Source organism: Micromonospora globispora (assembly GCF_003857015.1).
Classification (GTDB): Bacteria; Actinomycetota; Actinomycetes; order Mycobacteriales; family Micromonosporaceae; genus Micromonospora; species Micromonospora globispora.
Map to the genome: position 1 here is coordinate 1 of NZ_QGGF01000730.1, position 902 is coordinate 902.

General features: G+C 72.7%; 1 protein-coding gene and 1 pseudogene. Both read left to right on the top strand.

Features of this window, described 5'->3' with window-relative positions; translation table 11 throughout:
- Window positions 1-172 (top strand): annotated as a pseudogene (locus DKL51_RS36835) (maleylpyruvate isomerase family mycothiol-dependent enzyme); the annotation flags it as partial.
- A gap of 7 nt (window positions 173-179) precedes the next feature.
- Complete coding sequence (locus DKL51_RS32950) at window positions 180-833, top strand: MBL fold metallo-hydrolase (RefSeq protein ID WP_109946750.1); 654 nt, start codon at window positions 180-182, stop codon at window positions 831-833.
- Window positions 834-902 lie beyond the last annotated feature (69 nt).

Genomic DNA, 902 nt, shown 5'->3' on the forward strand with positions numbered 1-902 from the left:
GCGCTTCGATGGCAGCGGCCGCCACGAGCTGAGCATCGGCGACCCCGATGGGGTGCCGGCGATCACCGGCCCCGCCCCCGAGCTCGCCGCCTGGCTGATCGGCCGCAGCACCGGCGAGGCGCTCACCGTCACCCCGGACGGTGTCCTGCCGACTCCACCGGAATGGATATAGAGGACGCATGACCTACAGCGGAGACGTCACGCCCGGCGGTGCGCCGGCCGTACGCGAGCTCGACCGGCTCACCATCACCAAGGTGTCGGTAGGCCCGATGGACAACAACGCCTACCTGCTGCGCTGCCGGGACACCGGCGAGCAGGTGCTGATCGACGCGGCCAACGAGGCGCCCCGGCTGCTCGAGCTGATCGGTGACGGTGGGCTCACCGCCGTGGTCACCACGCATCAGCACATGGACCACTGGGTGGCCCTGGAGGAGGTGGTCGCCAAGACCGGGGCCCGCCCGCTGGTGCACGCCGACGACGCCGCCGGGCTGCCGATCGAGGTGGAGACCCTGACCGAGGGGGACACCGTGGCCGTGGGCGACTGCGCCCTGGAGGTGATCCACCTCAGGGGCCACACCCCCGGCTCGATCGCGCTGCTCTACCGCGACCCGTCCGGCATCCCGCACCTGTTCACCGGCGACAGCCTCTTCCCGGGTGGGGTGGGCAACACCCACCAGGACCCGGAGCGCTTCGCCGAGCTCATCGACGACGTGGAGCACAAGCTCTTCGACCGGCTGCCGGACGAGACCTGGTTCTACCCGGGCCACGGCAAGGACAGCACGCTCGGGGCCGAGCGCCCGGCGCTGCCGCAGTGGCGGGCCCGGGGCTGGTGAACTCCCCCGGCCGGTGCGGACCCGCGAGCCCGGACCGGCCGTCCCCGTGGGGATCGCTCAGCCGGTCGC

What these genes read in the sequence shown, in the direction of transcription:
- DKL51_RS32950 (WP_109946750.1), top strand. Translation starts at nt 180, where the DNA reads ATGACCTACAGCGGAGACGTCACGCCCGGCGGTGCGCCGGCCGTACGC.